Here is a 14,931-nt window from a genome sequence, read left to right as displayed (position 1 = left end):
CCGTTGGTGCGCATCGCGCTCCCCAAGCTGTTTCTATGGAGCGAGGCGGCTCGCATCCAGGAGTACCCGGAGGCGGCGGCCCGTGCCGAGCCAGGCCGCGTCTATTCGCGGGCCGATCTCGAGCGCGTGGTCTTCGACATCGCTCCCACGATGGAGTTCAAGGGCGGGGCGCCGCGCGGCAAGGGGACCGACGGCGTCATCAACACGTACGGGATGGAGCGCAGCGGCGCCCGCTACCGCATCAACGGGATCAGCCTCTTCGAGCGGGTCGACAAGGGCCTCCAGGTCACCGCGGAAGGCGTCGCGCTGGGGAAGGCGTTTCGCGAGGCGGACGCTGACGTCGACTGGGCTCGCGCCCTCGCGAAGCAGCTGCTTCGACGCGACCCTCGCACGCGCTTGGTGATCGGGCTTTGCCTTGCGGGCTGGCAGCTGGGAGTCGAGGCGCCGGGCGGTATCCCCACGGGCGCGTTGTCGCTCACGTCGCCCGAGGGCGATGTCCTCGAGATCGCACAGCGCAACTGCGACGGCTTCAACACGCTGCTGCGCGACAACGCCGAGCTCGCCCTCGGGCCGCGTTGGCGCGCTGACCTTTCGGCTCTGGGCGAAACCGCGGCGGTCGTGTGGGAGGGCGTCCAGGGTGGAACACCCTCGACGAACGACCTCCCGACCGCGCTCAAGAAGGCCCTGGCCGTGTTCTTCCACATCCGAGCCTTCGATGGTGGTCCCTCGATCTGGGGCCTGGACGCCGGTGGACTCGCTGGTGCGCTGGCGGTTGAGGACCTCGTCGAGCTCGGATTCGAGGGAGCTGCGCCTGTGCGGCTCACCGATGACGAGGCGTTCGCGCGGGCGCTTGGCGATTGCTCGGACGCCGAGGGCTTTCTCATAGTGAGTCAGCTCGGCGAGCGCTTCGGCGAGCTCCTTCAGGTGCCGGACGAGGATCGAGCCGCCATCCTCGACAGCTACATCCGGACAGCGATGTACCACGACCAGCTGCGGGTGCTCGACCGCCACCCAGGACAGCCCCGCATGGGACGAGGGCTGTTCGGCGAGTCCGGTGCACGTCGCGTCCGGATCGAGTTCACGCCCATCCAGAAGACCACGAACGTCGAGACCGAGGAGCAAACCCCCGCGGGTTCATCCAGCGAGATGCAGGGAGCAGACCGATGACCATTACCAAGCCGTGGGCCGCCAAGGGGGTGGCGCTCTATCCGCCTTCCTTCTCCATGGTGGGCCAGAACCAGGTGTTCAACGCACTCCACCAGTTCCGCCGGTCCTTCTGGGACGGTGCCGCGAACGACATCGCCGGCTTCTTCATCGCGTTCGGCGACTGGGGTCTGGGCAAGACGCGGCTTGGCTACGAGCTCATCGCGGAAGCGACGAGCCGCGTCGACCGTTGGCTGCTCAACAAGAACGAGTACGTCATCCCGCCCTTCCATCAGCCAGACAATAAGCCGCGTGTGCTCGAGCCGGCGCTGCAGGATGGGGTCCTGCCGCTCTACATCCGCTACAGCACCGTGTGCGACGACGCGCTTGACGCTGCGACGTGGGTGGCTCGCCTGGCGGTCGAAGCCCTGCGGCACACGTTGCACGCCGACCCCGCGGCTGGCGGGCCGCGGGACCTCTACGAGGACCTCAAGGCGGCGATGCAGGCCAAGGGCGTGAACCTGAAGGCGCTCTCGCTCGTCGACGACGACACCCGAGAGTTCGAGGACCGGCTCCGCGATGCGAAGAAGGTCTTGCGTGATGCTGGCCTGAACCACCTCTGGATCATCGTCGACGAGGTCGAGACGCCCGGTGACCTGAAGCGGGGCCTGCGTGAGGATACGCAGACCAAGGTCGACGACGAGTACCTCCTGATGGTCTCGGAGGTCATCAAGCACGAGAACTGGCGAAACCAGCATCCGGACGTGAACTTCCTGCTGCTGTGCAGCGTGGGCATGCGCGACCAGATCCACATCGGTCCGAACCTGCGCCGAGCGAGCTCGGTCACGATCGAGCCGAACCAACTGACCGACGTGCAGAGCTACGTCGACCACATCAAGGGCAGCCTGGTCGACCCCCACGTCGTCGAGTACCCGATGGGTACGCTCGAGGGCGCGTTCCTTTCGGCCAACCGGAACTTCGGCTGGCTGAACGTGATCATGGCGTCCATCCACGAGACGCACGCCCGGCACATGGAGCGCGGCGACGGCTCGAGTGCGTGGGAGCTCCTGAAGGACTTCGCCAAGACCGATGCCCGGGCCAAGCACATATTCAACGACGACGCCGTCCTGCCCCTGCTCGGCAAGGTGAACGGGGTACCCAAGCAGGAGGTGGAGCGGCTCGTGTACGGCCAGTTGCCGGCTCCGGTCGGCGGAGCGGCGAAGGCGGCGTTGACCGAGGAGATGGCCGATGCGCTGCTCGCCCACGAGGTCGCCGGCCGGGGGCACGCCTTCGCGGAGCTCTTCCAGGTTCACATCGACGAGCGCGCGCTCGCGAACGAGCTGACCCGCCCCGAGTTCGGCTTCAAAGCGAAGGAAGGGAAGACCGACACGTACTTCACCCCCAACTGCGAGGTGTCCGTCGTCGGACTGCTCGAGGCCTTGCGCGCCTTCTCCGTTGCGGTCGGGGGAGCCCCGGGCGCGGCTGGTGACTTCGTCGTCTACACCGACCTTCAGCAGTGGGGCGAGCAGCTCGCGGCGCTCTACCCGCGCGAGGGCATCGAGTTCGCGGCCGAGTCGCTCCACCGCATCTTCTCGAAGCCGGAGTACCGGGTCGACGGGACCCGGTTCATCGGGATGTCGTTCCGGCTCTGGCGCGAGTTCAACCAGCTCCTGGTCTCGGCGGCTGAGAGCGTTCGCTTCTTCAGGGACGGCAAGTACGAGGCTTCGCTCGACGAGTACGTCCGCGGCGTCAGCCAGACGAAGGCGAAGCGCGGGACGGCGATCTGCCTTGGCCTCGCCAAGCTCCTCGACGACCACCTCAAGGATGAGAATACCAAGCAGATCTCGGGGCTCAAGGACGTTCCGCACAAGGCGATCATCTCCGCGTTCGGCTCGCCGTCGCTCGACGGGCTTCGGGTCACGCCGGATGGTCGGTGCACGGTCGTGTACTGCCTGGACGCGCAGGAGACCCTCGACAAGCTACGCGCCTACATCGGCCTCGAGCGGGTCCACCCGATCCTCGTCCTGTTCCCGGCAGGCGCGGACGTGGCCTCGTTCGAGCAGCAGCTCGATGCGTCGCCGGCCCTTCGCCGCTGCGTACTGACGCGGCGCCTCGTGTCGCAGGAGGAGGAGTTCCTTCTCAAGTACTCGGGCCGGGGCTCCGCCTACAACGCCCACGAGGCACGCCTGAGCAAAGTCGCGAAAGGGCTCGAGGGTTCCTACCGCGACGAGTGGCAAGCGAAGAGCCGGGAGTGGGCGAACGGCCTCCGCAAGACCGGCTACCTCCTCGCGCCCATCTGGAGCCGCAAGACCGGCAACAACACGGCCGATTTCGCGAAGGGCTACCGCTACATGTTGGCGAACGACTGCTCGCTCGATGCAGCTGTCGACACGGTCGGCGGACCCCTGAACAACGTGGAGTTTGAAAACTGCCGGCAGGCGGCGAAGAAGAACATCGTTGCACCTGCCGCGTGGAAGTACGGCGACCTCCTCGGCGTGCTGACGACCGACGGCAGCCTGCTTCCGAAGGTGCCCCGGTGCTTCTTCGCACTCCTCCAAGAGCTCAAGACGCAGTCGGCGGTGAGCAAGCTCGCCAACAGCTTCTTTTTCGCGGTGCCCGACAGCGAGATGAAGGCACCGCAGCAGCTCGAGCAGATCCTCGAGGTGCTCATCGGCATCGGGCTCGTCCGCAAGAAGAACGACCTCTACAAGGCCGTCGACCGGACAATGCTCGAGAGCCGCCGCCAGTCGGCGTCGACTTGGCTCGAGGGGGAGTGCAAGGACTCGGTCAAGACGCTCACCGACCTGTTCCCCACGCAGGCCAGCATTCTGCTGAGCAACAAGTACCCCACGGCCAAGCAGCAGCTGGTGACGGCGGAAAAGCAGATCCAGCAGGTGAGCTCGGACCACCTGATCGCCGACATCGACAGCCTGACCGAGGGATCGCTCAAGACGGTCGTCGCTCAGGTCCTCGACATCGAGGAGCGCATCCTCGGTGTGTGCCCGCTTGAGATAGGCGAGACGGCACTCCACTTCGACTGCTCGCCGGCGCGAATCCTGTCCTACGAGACCCGGTATTCGACGCTCTCGCTGTGGGAGCGCGTCGCCTTCCTGGCGTGGCTGAAGAAGACGTTCCTGGAGACTCGGGACGAGATGATCGAGGAGATCGACCATCTGCTAGGCGAGGCGGCCACGCTCGATGAGGCCGAGGGCCACCCGTTCCCCGTCGCCCCGGTCACGCTGCCGCTCAAGGCCATCAAGTCCGAGCTCGAGAACGCGGTGAAAGGACCCGCCGCGGCAGGCACGCAGACGCGGATGGCGACGATCCCGGTCGCGTCGTACACACTGATGATCGACCAGTACCTGGTCAACTCGCAGTACGAACACGCGTGGAAGCGCATGGACGCGCTGAAGGACCTGATCAGCAAGGAGCGGCCCGGTAGCTTCTTCGCGCGGTTCAAGAAGCTCCATGAGCAGTGGGTGAAGGCGGTCAAGGACTACAAGGCCGCCGCCTCCGCATGGCAGTCGCTGGGCGACTTCACGGCCGACGCTCCGCAGCCGGTGCAGGCCTCGCTCAACCCGCTCAAGCTCGAGGTCCAGAAGTTCCGCGGCCTCGTGGAGGGAGGCCTGAAGCAGCAGGTGCAATCGCTGATCGACCAAGTGGCAGAGACCGAGCTCTTGAAGAGCCTGGAGACCGAGGTCGTCGCGACCGCACAAGCGGTCCAGGGGCTCCCGCAGCAGGTCACAGAGAAGCTCGACGAGCTCAAGACGGGACTCCGGCAGGTGATCCGGCAGAAGGAACTGCGCGCGCTCAACCGGGTCCTGAAGTCGAACGGGAAGCCGGCCAAGGCGGAGCCGACGCCGGCTGCGACCTTCGGGACCACGAAGGCGCGCTACGAGGCGTTCAACAGCCAGGTCTTCCAGGAGGGCGCAGGCTTCTTCGAGGGCGCTGGCAAGGACGTCCACTTCGGTCTGTGGGTCGACATCTCCGGCGACCTGGAGGCCGACTCCTACGACGAAGACCAGCACCCGGACCACGCCGACGCGATTCGCGAGCTCAAGGAGATGAAGCTCATCCGCTCGAAGCTGGAGCTCCGATGAAAGCGCGCATCGTCGAAGCACAGGCTGACCTGTTCGAGGTCGGCGTCCTCTCGCAGACGGCAGAGGTCGAGAGCGTTCCCATGGATCGGCTCCTGGCTGATCCGTCGGGGCCTCCGCTCGTCGTCGTCGGTGGGCTGCTGGGTGCCGAGCGCCTCGTCGACATGCGCAAGCTGTTGTCCGCGCTCGCGCGGTCGCGGGTCGCCGTCATCGTCGTGCCGCCGTTCACGGATCTGGACCTCGGCCGCTACTTCGAGACGCCGGTCCAGCTGGGGGTCCGACGCCGCACCGCGGATTCGGCTGCTCGCATCACCGACGGTGCGATCGAGGAGGTCCTCGGCGGAGAGGTGAAGGTCCGGTCGGACCACTTCTTCGACACGGCGCTCGGCGCAGGCGTGCTCGCCGTGGATGCCCAGAACAAGCCCGTGCTCCTCCGGTACCAGGCGACCAACACCGCGGGTCCGGTGTTCTTCTCCGCGCTCCAGCTGCTTACCTACACGGCGCTGACCAACGAGGCGCATCGCCAGAGCCTGCTTGGGCACCTCTTGTCGTGGACTCCGCCGGTCACGGCGGAGTCCAGAGAGATCGCACGGCAGCCATCGAGCCCGCCGAAGGCCGAGGCAGTCGGCGAAGGGGTGCTCGTCCCCGTTGCACTGCTCCTTGCGGCCAGCGGCCCACAGACAGCGGAGCTCCTGCGATCTCGAGCCGGGGCGCTCCTTGGCGTGGACCTGAGCGCCAACGACGTCGGTCGAGCCCTCGAGGAGCTCACGCGTCAAGGGCTCGCGGCCTCCGACGCGTCGGCACCGAGCGATCGCGGGGCTCTCGTCCGGTTTCTCGAGCAGCGCGGGATGCACCCGTACCTGCGTGAGCTTGGGGCCCTGCTCGCCTCAGAGGAGACGACGACATGAAGAGCATCGAGCTGGCTCGCGCACTCGCCGCGGCAATGAGCCTGCGGCTTCCCGGCACCGTCGGAAAGATCGCCAACAAGATGCGGTACATCGACTCGAAGGCCCCGCTCTTCGTGCGTGGCGGCATCATCCGCAGCGTCGAGTCGCGCCGGTTCGATCGCGTCTACGCCGTGGGACTTTCCTCCAAGAGCCGGAGCATGCCCGCCCTGGGCGGCGTTCTCTATGGAGCCGCGGCGCTCCGCCACGACATCGTCGTGTCTGGCAACCAGGTGACGGAGGGCTTCCAGGACAGCCGCGTCGACATCAACGACATGAACTTCCTGGACGCGTCCGAGCGACTTGCATGGAAGGAGTACATCCTCGTCTACCAGCTCCTGACGGACCTCCTGGATTCGGACACTAAACCGGATGTCATCTTTGTCGACATCCCGCTCCTTGTCCCACGCGCCGAGCAGAGTCTCAGCCTCGCCGAGCCCGACGTCGAGGAGGAGTGGCGCGAGCTGATCGAGGTGATGGAGGCGTTCTGGCAGCGGTTCCTTCCGTCCATCTACCCGAATGATTCGAACGGTCCGTTCCTCGTCTCGCTTCAGTCGCGCCGCGACCTCAACGCCGCCGTCTTGAACGCGCTCCGTAAGAAGGGACCGGCGGGTTCCCCCGAGGCGATCAGCAGCGAAGCGCTGGACCTCGTGCAAGGCGAGTGGGTGCAGCTTCGGCGGGTCGGTGTTCTCCGCTTCCTCCGTGGTGCCCTGCGTGCAGGGCATCGGACGGCCGCCTACTACTACGAAGCGCTGGGGCGCCAGATGAAGCGCTTCGAGCCTCGGACGGTCGCGAACCACGGGCTCATCGGCTTCCACATCCAGGTCGGCCTCCGAACGCCGATCTGGAAGATCGAGACCGTCGGTGCTCCGGGGCAGTGGGACTCCGAGGCCCTCGACAGGCTGGCCGGCATCACCGCCTTCCTGACGCTGAACGACAACCCGCGGATGAAGCCGCTGCCGCTCTGGTACGCCGAGCAGCTCGTGATGATGCCGCGCGAGATCCTTTCCAGCTACCTTCGTTCGACCCTGGGCATGCTCAAGGACCGTGCCGTTGATCGAGCCTGGCTCGAGGGCGTCGACACCATGGATGAGGAGTGAGCATGTTCCGAGGCGACGACAACTACATTGGCAAGCTGGTCGGCAACACCGGTGAGCCCAACAAGCTGACGATCGCGCTGCGTACGAGCTTCTCGGCGCGGCGTGGGGAGTTCGTGCGGGTCGCGCACCAGGAGCGCGAGTCGGAATCGCAGCTCGACGTGCTGGGCCGCATCGTGGGGCTCTCGCGGTCGAACATCCTGTTCAGCCCAACGCTCGGCGAAGGGATCAGTGAAGTCGAGCTGCTGCCGCAGTCGCGGCTCTCGGGCGAGACCGTGTACGCGACGCTCGAGCTGGTCGGCTACAAGGATCCGTTCACCGGCGAGATCCGGATACCCCGACGTCCCCTGACGCCGGGGACGAAGGTCTACGGAGTCGACTACGCGTTCCTCACGAGCTTCTACGAGTTCTCCGAGGACACCAGCATCCATCTCGGCAACCTCGTCGGCTACGAGAAGGGCGAGAACATCGTCCCGGTCTTCCTCGACGCGAACACCTTGGTGACCGAGCACCTCGCCGTGCTTGCGATGACCGGCTCGGGGAAGAGCTACACCGTCGGGCGCGTCATCGAGCGGCTGGTCTCGCAGCTCAACGCGTCGGTCGTGGTCTTCGACCCGCACGGCGAGTACGGCAAGGCCTTCCGAGCTGGCAAGCTCAATTTCAACGACCGGCTCGACAAGGTCGAGGATCCTCGGGACCGGCAGAAGCTCGCGGAAATCCAAGATGCCCTCCAGCAGCTGCAGGACCGCGGGGGCGGCATCAAGGTCTACACGCCGCAGCTGCGGAGCTTCGACGAGAAGTACGCGGGGAAGAACATGCGCCTCGCACTTCAGCTCGACCACTTCGACGTGGACGAGTTCTCCGGTGTGCTCCCTGGACTGACGGAGCCGCAGCAGCGCGTGCTCGACGTCGCGCTCCGCTACTGGAAGGAGAACATCGACGAGCCTCGCGACATCCAGGAGCTCTTCGCGGTCCTCGATGATCTCGACCGCCTGAAGGAGTGGGTGGCGGAGTCCGGCAGCCAGGGCGAGGCCAACGCGCTCCGCGGAGGGAGCGCCAACATCGCCGCCATCCGCCTTCGGCGCATGATCAACGAGGCTCAGAGCTTCTACTCGCGCGCGGCCGGTGAGCCGTTCGATGTCTACGAGATGGTCGGCGACGACAATGCCGAGGCCGGACGGCTCTGCATCATCGACCTCCAAGGGCTCTCGAATACGGCGCGGCAGGTCATCGTCGCGCTCATCTCGAACGAGCTGATGAAGGCGGCGGCCGACAAACAGCGCCCGACCCGACCGGTGTTCATTGTCTACGAGGAGGGGCACAACTTTGCGCCCGCCGGCGAGGCTGCGATCTCGAAGAACATCATCAAGCGCATCGCGGCCGAGGGCCGGAAGTTCGGCGTGGGCTTCGCCATCGTCAGCCAGCGCCCGAGCAAGCTCGACTCCGACGTGACGAGTCAGTGCAACACTATCGTCGCGATGCGCATCAAGAACCCGGACGACCAGCGGTTTATCCAGAAGACCTCCGACTACTTCTCTGCAGCGGACCTGGCGGAGCTTCCGACGCTGTCGACCGGTGAGGCGCTGATCTGCGGACGGGCGATCATCGCGCCGCTCGTCGTGAAGGTCGGCACCAAGGCGCTCATCCACGGCGGTGAGTCACCGCGCGTGTGCGAGCGCTGGGGGAGGTCGGGAGAATGATGGGTGACCACTCGCGATCACTGCCGGACCTGGTGTTTGACGGGCTCACCAACCGCGAACTGATGGTCGAGCACTTCCCGATGCTGCTGTCGGGGATCCCGGACATCGGGCTCACGGTGCACTCGCACTTCCTCACGGTCCTGGCCACCGCGGGGCAGTCGCGGGGCTACTCCGCCGTGGCGGAGTGCCCGATCTGGTGGGCTCGCGACAACGGCCTCGGGGACGTGCGCGCGGACTCCGTGTGGTTCGAGAAGCACTCGGGCGAAGCCTCGCTCGCGTTCGAATTCGAGAGGTTCGAGCGCGGTGACGAGGGGAAGCTGCGGGGCAAGGTCGAGAACCTCGCGATCGCGTCAACTGCGACCCCGAGCTTAAAGCTGTGTGTCCTGATCTACTGGGTGCGCAGCGGCTCGGCTCCACGCAGTATGGACGCCATCATCGCAACTTACCGCGAAGGGTTTAGGCGTCGTGGCAGTGACGTGGCCCCGGCACGGACACCGTTGATGATCATTAAGTGCGTGATGCGCCCAGCTCCCGACTCCGAACGTCTCGTGTTCGGTGAGTTCCTGCGCGACGAGCGCAATGAGCGGCTCGCCCTGGGGAGGGCGTAATAATGGCGCTGATCGTGTTCCGCGGCAAACCCGGCGAGGAGCTGGGCGATCGGTTTCGCTTGCAAGCCGAGCTCGGCAAAGGGAGCTTCGGCGAGGTATGGCAGGCGCGGAGACTGAAGGATGGTGCCACGGTCGCGCTCAAGATTCCGAAAGACCAGGAGAAGGGCGAGGAGGTGCTTCGCAAGGAGTCAGACATCGTCAGGAACATCCATCACCCGAACATCGTTCGCGTTCACGGCTTCCACAACATCAGCGAGCTCTTCATAATCGAGCTGGAGTTCGTTGATGGCTACGACCTGGCAAAGGTCCTCGACAGCGTCAGTACGCGGGCGCCGCTCACCTTCGAACAGATACTGGAGTGGACATTGCAGATCCTCGACGGTCTTGCTGCCGTCCACGCCGCGAACATCTCGCACAACGACCTAAAGCCGCAGAACATCCTCGTTGACAAGGCGTCCGGGGCAGCGAAGATCACCGACTTCGGGTCGAGCCGCCGGCTCGAGGATGTGTGGGTCTGGACCAAGCGCCGCGGCACGGAGGCGTACATGGCCCCTGAGGTGGCGCTCGAGGGGAAGCGCGCCCGGGACGTCAGCGACATCTACTCGATCGGCGTTCTCCTCTACGAGATGGCCACGGGACGGTTGCCCTACTCGAGCCCGCATCAGCTGCTGACCGGCGTGCAAATCGCCAAGCCTCGTGAGGTCAACCGCGATGTGCCTGCCGATCTCGAGGACGTGATCCTTCGCGCGATGGCGCGGCGGCCCGAGAACCGTTTTCCGAACTGTGGGTCGATGCGCGCCGCCGTGCAGGCATGCCTTGACCGGTTGCGCGCCGAGGCGGCGACGGCAGCCATGCCGGCTCGCTCGGAGCCCAGCCAGCTCGGCTTCCGGCCGCCCTCGTCGAGTCCCCTCTACTATCTCGAACTGGCCAAGCAGCGGCTCGCCGAGGGCGACGCTCAAGGCGCTCTGGAGGCGGCGGAGGCCGCTGTCGATCGGAGCGACGGCCATCCTCAGTACCTGCGGATGCTCGGTGGCATCTGTATGCGCCTGGGATACCACCGCAAAGCCGCCGAAGCGTACGAGCAGCTGCTCGCCGCCTTCGATCGTGGCTACCCGGTCGAGGGTCATCAGCGACGCGAGGTGCTCGAGCGACTCGGTCAGCTGTACACCAACCTCCAGCGGTACGGCAACGCGGTGGCGATCTACGAGCGCCTCGTGGACGCCGTCGACCGGCCGTACTCGCGGTTCCGGCTCGCCGTCGCAGCGGGACTTGATGGCGATTACGGGCGCGCGATCCAGTTGCTCGAGACCGTTCGAGCGGAGCGGCCAGATGCCGTCGTCGTCTACTCCAAGCTCGGGTGGGCGCATGCCCTCAACGGGAACGATCGCCTCGCCCTCGGCTTCTACAACCAGGCCTTGGCGCTCGACGCCTTCGACCTGTTCAGCCTCTTCGAGCTCGGGAAGTACTACTTCATGGTCGGTGATCGGCGACGCGCCCGGGAGTACTTTGAGCGAGTCATCGACGCGGACAAGCAGGGCTTCTACGGCGACCGCGTCCGCGAGCTCACGAGCCCGACAGCCTGAGCTCCGCCCACAGCGCCCGCTGGTCCCCTCAGAGGAGTACCGAACGGCACTTGCCCTCCTCCTAGTCCGCACCGAGAAGGCGGTCTACGGCCTTACGTACGGCATGGGCCATCTCATGATCGACCCGGTCCGGATCGACCCCGGATTCGGTATCGAGTTCGCCGTTCGCTGCCTGAACGAAGACCGCATCACCAAGATCCGCCGCCAAGTCATGGACGCCCGAGGCCGGACCGCAGCGTCATCGAACGCCGGATCGCCGAACTCCTGGCCCGCGCTCCCAGCGTCACGCTGCCGCCCTGGCCCAAGCGCAAGGACTACGACGAGAGCTGGTACAACGAGCAGAGCGCCAAGCAGCACGGGGTACGTCCTGCTCGACCCCGCACACCATCCCCCTAGACGTGAGCCTGAGTGACGTGGGGCCAGCCTCGACTGGTGCAGGGATATGAAGGGGATGATCTTTGAGAAGGTGCGGGGTGCACGGTACATCGGCCAAGTTCAGAGTATGTGAACGAGCCGTACAGCCCCCACTCTCCTACAGTGTGTGCTCATGGACCTGGCGGGCCTCTTCGGATGCTGCTGGCCTGGGACAAACAGCGCTGTTCCCTGTGCGTCCCTACGGTAATCATGGTTCTACAGTCTGAGGTCTGAGGACTACTAATTCCATCCAACGTGTTAGCTGGAATAGAGGGCGTGGAATATTGGCGCAATTATATAGCTCCGGTAAACTTGAACGCCCCCCAGAACAGTGGATCATTGTCTGCCTGCTGGCTGAGATAGTGGCGCCACTCCGGAAACACGCGGTCGAGCCGTTCCACTGCTGCTTGATCGACATCCATGCGAGGACTAGAACGCCATTGCCCCCAGCGTAAGAAGCGAGTCGCATAGCGGTACGCCTCGTTCGCAGGAACCCCTGCTTCTAGCCACGTATGCAGCAGAGCTGAGAATACAAGGGAATGAATATTGGTTATTTCCCATAAGGTGGATATTACCGCTTTGGCGCCACGGGCTAGAAAGACCGACTCGACCCCGCGAAGGGTCTGCACTATACGGTCGGCGGATTCGTGAGTGCCCGTTCTACAAGCGTTGAGGACCACCAGATCGACTGCAGACAGATCAGCGCCTGCCAAGATCCTGCTTGTGGTGAGCGTCGCTTCGCCCAATGTCTCCCCGTGAAGTATTATGCCGGATGCCCAACGATTCGAATGGGTGTGACCATGGCAGGTAATGTGTACAATACGAGCCGTCGCCATGGCTTCCAATACCGCATCGGGTGTAGCGGCCGTCTCTGAGAGTCGGACGGATCCACGGTAGATATCAGCAACCATCTCGGCTTCGATAAGCGCGCTCTGGCTGGCATCGACTCCTACTATACCGCTACCGGTGTGTGCCACTACGAGTGCAGTATCGGAAGCTGAACATCGACGGGCAGGTTGCGCGATGGCCCTTAGGGTTTGTGCGCTAGGCATGTAGACGATGTCCTCAAAAACGTCACATAGCATTACGGGATCGTCGTCTACTTCAACAGGTATAACATGAAGGGGAAGAAGATCCAAAGGTGGAGTCGGGCTGAGGAATAGGCGGCGAATTCCTGATGCTACCAGTTCATCTGCGATCGGCTGGAGGAGTTTAGATGAGGCAGCCAAAAGTAGGAGCAGGTCGTCATGGCCTCCATTCGGCATTGACGCATGCAGAGATCCTATCCACCTAGATGCCACGGCCGCGACCCACGCGAATGGAATATCGCTGTAGGGCTGCAGTTCGTAGTACGGTGAACCGTTCTGGAGCCACGCGATGACTGATGACATACGATCATTCTTGATGAAGAGATGCGCAAACGCGCTTTTATCATCGCACAATGCAGCAACAACCTCGTCATCCTCATGGTTGCCCCGGCGGCTCCTTCCGTTGGGGGAGTCAGCGCGCGCAATCTCCAGATGACGTTGTCGGTCCTCGATGGCCTGATCAACAGCAGATCGCAGCGATAGATCCGGAAGGCCGTCTAGTACGGCAACGGCGTGGCGAGCCCTGGCATAGGCAAGCCGGCGGGTGGCCAAACCGAATGCTTGCCAAGCAGGAGACGGATGAGGGTCCAGAACGGCAAATTCCTCACGGAGCTCTTCGCCTTTGGCGATTTCGTTGCCGTGAAACGCTGCCTGGGCTGCCCTATCCAATCCATCCATAGTACGGCGCCATAGAATCTGCTGCGTATCGTCTGCAACGAGACGTCGGAGCGCCTGGACTCCGGCCGCTGTGAGCTCGTCGCACACGGCCGGCGGAAGCTGGAGAGTGACAGTTCCATGTATTCTTAGATCTCCGTCGCCACGGAGACTCAGCACCGTGAGACGGACATATCCTACCGCCGCTAGATGTACTAGTTGCCACGCAGAATTGACTGCGTCTAAGGGGTATGAATAGGGAATCTCAATAGGAGGGCCTGTATCCACAGGAGGAAGCGGCAGCACCAGTCGAACCACCGCCATATCGTCACCCACGGTACACCTGATCCCGTACACGCTTTCCGATATTGTCGGCGCATGTATCGCAGCTAAGGTTTCAGGAGTATCTGCGGTGGCCAGCCATATCGGGTGCGGGCCCACATTGGTGCGGAACGAGCGCCCACCACCCGTGATGACCTCGTCGTGAATCCAGCCTGGTACGGACGCATCTCGTCCAGTCAAGAGTCCCGAAGGGAATGAGTCATCTTGTTGTAACCAGTATTCGTAGACCCCCTGGCCTGCTATGAGACATTCCTCTCGGTATAGCTCATCTTGATCAGGCACCATCAGTAGGCCCGCCTCGTGGGTAGTCAGGCCCGCCAGAAGGAGATCGAACCTTTCATCCCAGGCCTCCAGATCGAGGCGGAGTTTGGCTTCGTCTGTAGCAGGAATATCCCGTATCTGGCGAAGAGCGATTTCGAAATCAACACGACGTTGATGCCGTAGCACAATCTCGACAAGCTCTCCCCTATCGGCGAGCGCCGGGCGAGTACGGATGACATCCGCCTCCGTCGCTAACCTGATCCTTCCCAGCCTAACGAGCCCTTGATAAAGCTGCGTTGCAATGCCGCTCTTGGACTCCCATAAAAGGTCCGCCGGCAGATGGACGAAAGGATCAGCGAGATTATCCATAACCGTCGCAATCTGCGCGTCGGGAACTTGCCAGATAGCCCTGAGTTCCGTCCGCACCAGATTTGCATCGTATTTTTCTCGCCGGCGCCCTACCCACAGTTCAACAAGTAGCGCGTGCAGGCCTCCTATGTCCCACCAACGACGCCAAGGCGCACCACGATACCGTAAATTTCTAATAACGGGCAGAACTATGCCATCCAAAACTTCAGGCGGTGAAATGCCTGGCAGGACAAGGCCAGTTCCCTGAAGCCGTTCCACGATCGCCTCAGTCGGTTGTGCCATGACATCTTCGATTGCGATGCTACCTGCCAGTGTCGCAAGCGCCAGCGTATCGCGCGCCACCCAAGAAGGCAGCAGTTGATCTGCGTACAGCCCTACTCGGGGAAGCCAGCTAGTAGAGACCTGCATCGCGACCATGTCGATCCAGCTGTCACGCGCTTCCCGCAAGTCCTCATGCATCCTACCGGGCCCACCTCTCAGCGGTTGCTGCGCATGAACACCATGGCGGTAGGTGTCAAGTCAAGTGCGACAGGGACTCTGCCGAGATGATCGCTAGGCAGCCTCCTGCGCGGGCGTGGATGCGCTGTTCTGGTCTTCTTCGGGCTGGTTGATGTAGGCGACCGTTGGGATC

Annotated in this window: 9 protein-coding genes; 8 read left to right on the top strand and 1 reads right to left on the bottom strand. The window is 63.9% G+C overall.

The features are described 5' to 3' along the window. Window positions 1-3: 3 nt before the first annotated feature. Genes Q9G87_RS52585 through Q9G87_RS52550 form a run of 8 tightly spaced genes read left to right on the top strand, consistent with a single transcriptional unit; the run spans window position 4 to window position 11,584 of the window. Window positions 4-1,167, top strand: a complete 1,164-nt coding sequence (locus Q9G87_RS52585; RefSeq protein WP_305924234.1) for a hypothetical protein — start codon at window positions 4-6, stop codon at window positions 1,165-1,167. Further along, on the top strand, window positions 1,164-5,243 hold the full coding sequence (locus Q9G87_RS52580; protein WP_305924233.1) for a hypothetical protein: 4,080 nt from the start codon (window positions 1,164-1,166) through the stop codon (window positions 5,241-5,243). The genes Q9G87_RS52585 and Q9G87_RS52580 overlap by 4 nt, the downstream gene beginning before the upstream one ends. After that, window positions 5,240-6,148, top strand: coding sequence for a hypothetical protein (locus Q9G87_RS52575; RefSeq protein ID WP_305924232.1), 909 nt, complete (start codon window positions 5,240-5,242; stop codon window positions 6,146-6,148). Before Q9G87_RS52580 ends, Q9G87_RS52575 begins: the two co-directional genes overlap by 4 nt. Then, a complete protein-coding gene (locus Q9G87_RS52570) occupies window positions 6,145-7,284 on the top strand; it encodes a hypothetical protein (protein ID WP_305924231.1) in 1,140 nt (379 codons plus the stop codon). Before Q9G87_RS52575 ends, Q9G87_RS52570 begins: the two co-directional genes overlap by 4 nt. A gap of 2 nt (window positions 7,285-7,286) precedes the next feature. Continuing rightward, window positions 7,287-8,981 carry an ATP-binding protein gene (locus Q9G87_RS52565; protein WP_305924230.1) on the top strand — a complete coding sequence of 565 codons (1,695 nt, stop codon included), beginning with the start codon at window positions 7,287-7,289 and terminating at the stop codon, window positions 8,979-8,981. Beyond that, window positions 8,978-9,589, top strand: coding sequence for a hypothetical protein (locus tag Q9G87_RS52560; protein WP_305924229.1), 612 nt, complete (start codon window positions 8,978-8,980; stop codon window positions 9,587-9,589). Before Q9G87_RS52565 ends, Q9G87_RS52560 begins: the two co-directional genes overlap by 4 nt. A 2-nt stretch (window positions 9,590-9,591) precedes the next feature. Then, window positions 9,592-11,172 carry a serine/threonine-protein kinase gene (locus Q9G87_RS52555; RefSeq protein WP_305924228.1) on the top strand — a complete coding sequence of 527 codons (1,581 nt, stop codon included), beginning with the start codon at window positions 9,592-9,594 and terminating at the stop codon, window positions 11,170-11,172. Continuing rightward, a complete protein-coding gene (locus Q9G87_RS52550; protein ID WP_305924227.1) occupies window positions 11,069-11,584 on the top strand; it encodes a DUF6119 family protein in 516 nt (171 codons plus the stop codon). Before Q9G87_RS52555 ends, Q9G87_RS52550 begins: the two co-directional genes overlap by 104 nt. 295 nt (window positions 11,585-11,879) lie before the next feature. Here the strand turns inward: Q9G87_RS52550 and Q9G87_RS52545 are convergent, their stop codons facing one another. Further along, window positions 11,880-14,759, bottom strand: a complete 2,880-nt coding sequence (locus Q9G87_RS52545; protein WP_305924226.1) for a CHAT domain-containing protein — start codon at window positions 14,757-14,759, stop codon at window positions 11,880-11,882. Window positions 14,760-14,931 lie beyond the last annotated feature (172 nt).

Origin of the sequence: Nonomuraea turcica (assembly GCF_030718205.1) — a bacterium.
Classification (GTDB): domain Bacteria; phylum Actinomycetota; class Actinomycetes; order Streptosporangiales; family Streptosporangiaceae; genus Nonomuraea.
Note: the sequence above shows the minus strand (reverse complement) of the source record. Positions and strands in the feature narration are given on the sequence as shown.

Excerpts from the sequence above, each read along its gene's own strand:
- Q9G87_RS52575 (WP_305924232.1), top strand. The coding sequence starts at position 5,240 with ATGAAAGCGCGCATCGTCGAAGCACAGGCTGACCTGTTCGAGGTCGGC.
- Q9G87_RS52580 (WP_305924233.1), top strand. The coding sequence starts at position 1,164 with ATGACCATTACCAAGCCGTGGGCCGCCAAGGGGGTGGCGCTCTATCCG.
- Q9G87_RS52545 (WP_305924226.1), bottom strand. The coding sequence starts at position 14,759 with ATGCATGAGGACTTGCGGGAAGCGCGTGACAGCTGGATCGACATGGTC.
- Q9G87_RS52560 (WP_305924229.1), top strand. The coding sequence starts at position 8,978 with ATGATGGGTGACCACTCGCGATCACTGCCGGACCTGGTGTTTGACGGG.
- Q9G87_RS52565 (WP_305924230.1), top strand. The coding sequence starts at position 7,287 with ATGTTCCGAGGCGACGACAACTACATTGGCAAGCTGGTCGGCAACACC.
- Q9G87_RS52570 (WP_305924231.1), top strand. The coding sequence starts at position 6,145 with ATGAAGAGCATCGAGCTGGCTCGCGCACTCGCCGCGGCAATGAGCCTG.
- Q9G87_RS52555 (WP_305924228.1), top strand. The coding sequence starts at position 9,592 with ATGGCGCTGATCGTGTTCCGCGGCAAACCCGGCGAGGAGCTGGGCGAT.